5 protein-coding genes and 2 pseudogenes are annotated in these 7,061 nt (G+C 39.0%); 2 read left to right on the top strand and 5 right to left on the bottom strand.

What is annotated here, in order from left to right; all coding sequences use genetic code 11:
* Nucleotides 1–236: 236 nt before the first annotated feature.
* Both O9324_RS09230 and O9324_RS09225 read left to right on the top strand, forming a co-directional pair.
* The gene (locus O9324_RS09230) at nucleotides 237–818 is read left to right on the top strand and encodes a phycobiliprotein lyase (protein WP_271954420.1); all 582 of its coding nucleotides are present in this window, start codon (nucleotides 237–239) and stop codon (nucleotides 816–818) included.
* 280 nt (nucleotides 819–1,098) lie between these two features.
* Nucleotides 1,099–1,851 (top strand): phycobilisome rod-core linker polypeptide, encoded by a 753-nt coding sequence (locus O9324_RS09225; protein WP_287732694.1) that lies wholly within the window; start codon nucleotides 1,099–1,101, stop codon nucleotides 1,849–1,851.
* A gap of 59 nt (nucleotides 1,852–1,910) precedes the next feature.
* Here O9324_RS09225 and O9324_RS09220 read toward each other — a convergent pair.
* From O9324_RS09220 to O9324_RS09200, 5 genes and pseudogenes are all read right to left on the bottom strand, one after another.
* Nucleotides 1,911–2,303 (bottom strand): annotated as a pseudogene (locus O9324_RS09220) (aminomethyltransferase beta-barrel domain-containing protein); the annotation flags it as partial.
* Nucleotides 2,304–2,529: 226 nt separating this feature from the next.
* Complete coding sequence (locus tag O9324_RS09215; protein ID WP_288140018.1) at nucleotides 2,530–4,887, bottom strand: CHAT domain-containing protein; 2,358 nt, start codon at nucleotides 4,885–4,887, stop codon at nucleotides 2,530–2,532.
* Between the two features lie 119 nt (nucleotides 4,888–5,006).
* A complete protein-coding gene (locus O9324_RS09210; RefSeq protein ID WP_288140017.1) occupies nucleotides 5,007–5,624 on the bottom strand; it encodes a COP23 domain-containing protein in 618 nt (205 codons plus the stop codon).
* Between the two features lie 46 nt (nucleotides 5,625–5,670).
* On the bottom strand, nucleotides 5,671–6,660 hold the full coding sequence (locus O9324_RS09205) for a serine/threonine-protein kinase (protein ID WP_288140016.1): 990 nt from the start codon (nucleotides 6,658–6,660) through the stop codon (nucleotides 5,671–5,673).
* A 129-nt stretch (nucleotides 6,661–6,789) separates the two neighbouring features.
* Nucleotides 6,790–6,924 (bottom strand): annotated as a pseudogene (locus tag O9324_RS09200) (IS630 family transposase); the annotation flags it as partial.
* Nucleotides 6,925–7,061: the final 137 nt, after the last annotated feature.

Raw genomic sequence — 7,061 nt, 5'->3', positions numbered from 1 at the left:
GTAGGTTGGGTTGAAGCATGAAACCCAACGCCCGCCTAGTTTACGCTACCGCTAACCCATCCTACAAATAATTGTGCCTCCCTACTTATAATTTAGGTGTATCGACCCAAAAAATCTATGAAATCAAGAGAATTGATCATGATTATTTTGGGGATGAATGAGAGAGAGAGGGAGACAAGGATTACAGAAAACGACGATGGCGTTAAAATAGATGGAAAAAATAGAGGATAAAAACTATGGACGGGATGACCTTTTTTCAGAAAAGTGCGGGACAGTGGAAATCTCAGCGCACCACCCATCATTTACCCTTTCGACGCTCAGAAACTGGCGATTCCGAGATTTATGTGGAAGCTTTAAGCGCCGATAACCCGAAAATTATCGCTATCTGTGAAATGCACGAAGTCGATCCCGCTAAGACTGTGGGGGGTGCCTTTGTCAGTTGGGATGGTTCGATGCAGTGGGACAAAGAAGACGAAAATCATCAAGGAACCACCGTTTTTGCGCTAATTCCCGATGAAAATAATCCCCAAGCTGGTGTTCTGTTGCGGGAGCGAGGTTATGCGGAAATCGTTCCCGTGGCGGGCCGTTATCACATTGATGAACAGGAAGGTTTAGTCTTAATTACAGAATACGAAACTATGACCTCGATCGAGCGTTTTTGGTTTGCCGATGCCGATTTACGTCTCCGCACTAGCACAGTTCAACGTTTTGGCGGTTTTAATACGGCCACTTTCTGTGCTGAATCCCGCAATCAGTCATCGGAGTCAGTCTCTAGTGATTCCCCCGAACCTTCATCCTATTCGATTAGTGGCTGGTAAATTTAGGAGACAGGGAGATGGGGAAATGGGGAAATGGGGAAATGGGGAAATGGGGAAATGGGGAAATTCAACTAATACCCCAACACCCCCCGCAACGCGCACGCAGTGACCACCCCAACACCCCAACACCCTAAAACCCCAACCCCCAACACCCCGGATGGTAAACGAGTTTTCTTAACAATTGTAAGAATTTTTAATATTTCTTTTCTAGTTGGCACTTACTCCCTTATCATTAGGAGGAAAGTTTTTTAAGCATTTCTAAGGATACGGAGGTTTACCCTTGGCCATTCCTCTTTTAAATTACGCCCCCAAGTCCCAAAACGTGCGGGTAGCTGGTTATGATGTCGGTGGAGACGAAAAACCGAGAGTTTACACGACGGAAAATGTCCTCTCCCCTACCGACCTGGACGATTTAATCGAAGCCGCTTACCGTCAGATTTTCTTCCATGCCTTTAAATGGGATCGGGAACCTTTCCTCGAATCCCAATTACGCAATGGACAATTATCGGTGCGGGATTTCATTCGTGGTTTACTGTTATCGAAAACCTTCTATAACAGCTTCTACGAGAAAAACAGCAACTATCGCTTTGTCGAACAGGTAGTACAAAGAGTTCTCGGTCGCGATGTCTATAGCGAAAGAGAAAAAATTGCTTGGTCGATTGTCGTTGCCACCAAAGGGATTCAAGGTTTTGTCGATCAACTTCTCAACAGTGACGAGTATCTGCAAAGCTTTGGTTATGATACCGTTCCCTACCAACGTCGTCGCACCCTGGCCAGCCGCGACATCGGTGAACGTCCATTCAACATCACCTCCCCTCGCTACGATGGCTACTATCGTGGTATTTTGGGCTTCCCTCAAATCGTTTGGCAGAATGCTGTCCGTCGCTATGTTCCCCAAGAGCAAAAACCCAAAGCCGGCGATCCTTCCAGCTTCTTGGCTATGGCCCGGGGTCTCGGTAGCGCCAAAGGCAATCCTGTACCAAGAGTCTCCGCTATGAATATTAACATCGAGGCTTCTGTACCCCGTCGTTAATTTTTAGCTAAATCTGCTGGGGAGAGTCCCTAATTGGCAGAATGACCTGCGAACCATAATCAGGTTATTCTGTGAATTGGTGGCTCTCCATTGGGAGTTGCTCCTGAGATAATCCCCCCACCGAGGACGATTTCCCCTTCATAAATCACAGCTGCCTGGCCCGGGGTGATGCTAAATTGTGGTTCATCGAAAACCAGCTTCACTTGATTATTTTCTAGGGGAATAACATTGACAGGAACAGCCGGAGAACGATAACGTACCTGTACTTGAGCGCGGATAGGGGTGGTAGGTTCGGCAATAGAAACCCAGTTCATCCGTCCGACAAGACAAGCGGCACTAACGGCACTTTCGCGATTACCGACGATAACCCGATTCATGACGGGATCAAGTTTGACCACATAGAGAGGTTCGGCGGCGGCGATACCGATGCCTTTGCGTTGTCCGATTAAGTGAAAGATAGGAAAAGGTAGTGTTGGGTTTCGTTGCCTCAACCCAACCGACAAGATCGGCGTACTGCTACGCAGTGCCTTCGGCATCGCACTATACAATTTGTGTTAATCTTCTTTTTGTACCAGATCTAAAACATTGCGTTTGGAGAAACCCCAGACAGAAATAACAGCGATCGCACCAATCATAACCCATTCAGGCAAAACCCATAGGACACCTTCCAGTAATCGCTTACTCTGCTTCTCCAACTAATATAAATCCAGCCCAGTTAACGGGTTCAGGGTGTTGTTTCATAATAGTTAACATTGCTTGTTGTAAAGCTTGGGCTTTATTGGGTTTAGTTTTAAGATTGTTGTAAAATTCGATCATTAAATCAGAAGTTGCTGCATCGGGAACAGACCATAAAGAAGCAACTACACTTTTGACTCCTGCTGCCATAAAAGGTCTTGCTATACCTACAACTCCATCACTGGTAATATCTCCTAATCCTGTATCACAAGCACTTAAAACAACTAAATTAGCGCGTAAGTCCATCCCATAGATTTCGTCACCTAAAAAGCCAGATTGTCCGTTAGAAGGGGCTAGAGCGATAGCTTGATCATTACCATGAGTTGCTAAGTGAATAATATCAGCATTAGGCATTTGTCCGGTGACATTTTGTATATTCGCTTGTTCACCAATTAGGGGTTGAGTTCCTAAAAAATTAGAGATAACTTGTGCTTCTTTTTCTGTTCCGGGTAAAGCAGGAAGTTGTTGACCATTTTCCATTTTAGGCATGGTAGGATTCCCAACAATTAGAGCATTTGAGGTAAGATTTAGGGTATTGTTACTAGATTCTTGATCAATTAGTTGTAGGGTTTGAATAGAGGGAGAAATTTGGATTGGATGCTTTTCTATTATATATTTTCCATCAGCAGTTTTTAAAGCAGCAAAAGGAACTCTAAAGAGTTCTCTATCAGGGATAAAAATAACGGATTCTTCTGGATTTTTAGGTAAAAATTTGGCAATAGGAGCAATAAGAATCTGAGATAATCTGTCTAAGCATTGGTTTTGATCTTGACAGGTTTTTGCTGTCACAGCATTAGATAGGGTATCTCGATTATTACTTCTGACAGTTGCAAAAGTTTGTTTAGTGAGTTGGACTAAACTTTTATTGTCAATATTCAAGGAAGGGGTTTGATTTTGTTGAAAGAATAAGAAAGAAGATGTTAAACCACTAGCTACAATTCCTACAATTATTAAGGGTTTACGATGACGTAATAAGAAGTAACTTAAGGAAATTCCTATAAGTAAAATTCCCAAAGGAATCAACAATTTAGAATTAATATAAGAATTAGAATTGAGACTAATTCCTCTTGCGAATGAATGTCCTTGAGTTTGTTGAGGGTTAATTGATGGTTGAGAAAGATCAACTTGAGAAAAATGAATTTCACCACTAGGTTGAATTACCCAGATATAAATTTTAGGACTCTCAAGCCAAGAATATTTAACTATCGTCGCATTTTTCTTTCTGGCAAGTTGCTGAATTTCTGAAATAGTTATAGATGTATCATTTGATTTAGAGATTAAATAGGAAAGAATGCGAGTTCTTCCCATTTCTGCCAACTCTAGAGCTTCATTGTATTTACCTTGTTTAACTTTTAATTCTTGTAATCCATAAGGGTATGAAGAAACTTCATTAACTAAATTTCCCTCTGTCATACCTCCCTCAATGTACGGTGGTTTTAAAAAGCTAACTGTTTGTTCCCAAGAGATTTCATCATTTTTCATTGCTTCTGTAAATGACTTTTCTGCTTCCTGCAAATTTCCCTGCCAAAGTAAAGCAAATGCTATCCCTTCATGTATTGAAGATACTATCCCATGAAATTCACTCGTTTGACAGGTTTCACACATAAATGCTTGTTGGTTTGATGATACATTATCTAATGCCTGTTGGAAATATTTAATTGACTCTTGATAGTTCCCTAGCTTCAAATAAATTGTTCCTAGACGCATTGATAATAAATATGAAAATTTAAAATTTGTTTCTTTTGGTAATCCCAATAGATGACCAACTTTAGAAAATTCAAGACCTTTGTTTAAATAATTAATTGCATTGTCATATTCTCCAGCACCTATGTAGGCTTCAGCAAGTTGAGTAAAAGGATCATTTATTCCTAACTCTCCTAGAACTTGTCCTTGTTCTATATTAGATTGTTGAGATTCTAATTCCTTCTTACAAGCATTAATTGCTCTTTTCCAATCTTCAGCAATTTGATAAACTGTGCATATTTTATCCCATTCAATTTTTCCGTCATTTTTTTCTAAAAATTCCTGAATTTTTGGCATATCTTCAATAATAGCTTTTTTATCCGCTTCCGAAAGAGTATTACCATACTGCACTAAATTTTGAGGAAGAAAAACTAAATAATAGGCTTTTTCTAAAGTTAGAGGCTTACCATTGATAGGACGATCTGGATTATTTACATAAAAATCTGCTGCTAAAACTGAGGAAATACCTAAACGATTGAAATTGCCATAATGAAAAGGATTAAAGAGACTTGACGTTAGAGCAATAATTACGGTAGTCGCTAATTGAGATAGTTTCATGATTACCTCCAGAGAATTACTTCAATTGTATATATAGAGCATGATAATTTAGATAATGATTCAGACAAAATTTTATCTGATCATATTAATATGATCAGATAAAATTTTGTTTTTTGAGTCTAAAACGCTGCACCATTGTTTGGATTAGATGGCTGTTTTGGGGATTTTTCTACTTTCAAAACCTCAGATAAATCATAAAAAACTTGCTGCTTTTTACCAGAATTTTTAGAATCATTTACTCCTCTAGTTAAGGGTGTATTGTTATCAGGTGCTTGACGAATTTCCATAAGATCATCTAATACTGCATAAGGCTCATCCTTAGTTTCCAAAGTAAAGAGTAAATCATCTTGATCACAAGTAGCACTTTTGGATTTTACTCCACAGACAACGGGAACTTCTCGATCATTAATCCAAGTTGCTACCGTAGCCGTGACATACTGTAGTCCATCCCGATCATAAATATCTTGGAATCGTCTAGAAACTTGATCACATCGTTTTCGAGGATTCCATTGATTACCAAAATAATAATTATCTGGTTTCCAAATAATTATAGTAAAATCTCTGTCTGAATTTGGATTATGGACAATAGTAGCTGGCACATTTTTACCTAAATATTGAGCATTTCCACAAAAAAACTTAGATTTTGTTGCAGCATTAGAATTTCCTTGACATCCTGAGGTCAGCATTAGCAAACCAAATAAAAGTGAGACTGCTATTCCCGAAGTATGACGCTTCATAAATCTTACTTACTCCTGTTAAACTTGTTCCTATTACCTTTATAGCTTAAAAAGCAGGTTGATGTTGTGTCTCATTGTTTTGTTGTCTCTCAGATAAATTGATCACCCCAATACCAATTACTCCTCCTAAAAGTAACATTAAAATTAGGGGAATAACGGCAATTTTACCCCCTTTATTTTGTATAGATGAAGAATGAGACATAGAAACTGTTGGCGCAATGGTAGGGGAGACTCCCTGTAAACCTTGAATTGCTTGCAAAGCTTCTGTAGCTGAGGGATAGCGTTGTTGAAAATCTGGATGACTCATTTTAACTAAAATATCAGTAAATTTAGGTGTTGTTTTGACTTTATTTTGCCAATGTATTTCTCCTGTTTGACTATCAACTAATTGGGTAGGATAATATCCCGTTAACATCTGAATAGCAATCATTCCCACAGAATAAATATCACTGCTAAAGGTAGGTTTTCCTAGATTTTGTTCATTTGACATATATCCTGGTGTTCCTATTCCAATTGTCTTAGGTTGGTTTTGAGGATTACTTAAATTAATAATCTGTTTTACCGCACCAAAATCAATTAAAATAATTTTATTATCTCGTTTGCGTCTAATTAAGTTATCAGGTTTAATATCCCGATGAATAACGTTATGCTGATGTACAAAAGCTAAAGTTGATAATACATCTTCTAAAAATTCAATTACTGCTATTTCTTCCCATTGTTTCCCTAGTATAATTTCCTCACCTAAAGGATGTCCCTCAATATATTCTTGAACGAGATAAAATTGATTATTTTCAGAAAAATGGGCAAATAATTGGGGGATTTGAGCGTGTTTTCCCAATTGATAAAGACTTCTTGCTTCTGTATCAAATAAACGCGTTGCTATTTGCCAAGATTGGGGATCAGATTGGGGTTTAAGTTGCTTGACAACACACCAAGGATGATCTGGTAATTGGGTATCTTTAGCTAGAAAAGTTTCACCAAATCCACCAGAAGCAAGCGATCGCACAATTTGATAACGATGGACTAATAAATTCACCCTTATCTTACCTGCTGATAAATAGTGGTTATTATAGCATTGATTGATCCCCCCTAGTCCCCCTTAAAAAGGGGGGAACCGGATTCAAAGTCCCCCTTTTTAAGGGCGATCGCAGATCTTGTATATACTTTAGACGTTCATAATCTGAGATTTATTAAACTTCTGAAATCGTAGAGTGAGCAAGGAATCCAGTTCTTTTTTATGTTTCAGATGGACATCATTCAGACATTCATAAATAGCTGAAGAAAAGTCAGAAAAGTTTTCATCGGAAATTTTGGGTCTGAAACCCCGCCGTTCTAGGTTGGCTTTACGTTAGAATTAAAAGGCCAGTCTCGAAAACCAAGTGGACGGCGCAGCACCTTGAAAACTCGGCTTAGGGGGTTCCGACCAGAAAAGCTTGG

The organism is Microcystis sp. LE19-84.1B (genome assembly GCF_027531875.1).
GTDB classification, from domain to species: Bacteria; Cyanobacteriota; Cyanobacteriia; order Cyanobacteriales; family Microcystaceae; genus Microcystis; species Microcystis panniformis.
The sequence above is the reverse complement of the archived record's forward strand: the minus strand, read 5'-3'. Positions and strand labels throughout refer to the sequence as shown.

Excerpts from the sequence above, each read along its gene's own strand:
- O9324_RS09230 (WP_271954420.1), top strand. The coding sequence starts at position 237 with ATGGACGGGATGACCTTTTTTCAGAAAAGTGCGGGACAGTGGAAATCT.
- O9324_RS09215 (WP_288140018.1), bottom strand. The coding sequence starts at position 4,887 with ATGAAACTATCTCAATTAGCGACTACCGTAATTATTGCTCTAACGTCA.
- O9324_RS09210 (WP_288140017.1), bottom strand. The coding sequence starts at position 5,624 with ATGAAGCGTCATACTTCGGGAATAGCAGTCTCACTTTTATTTGGTTTG.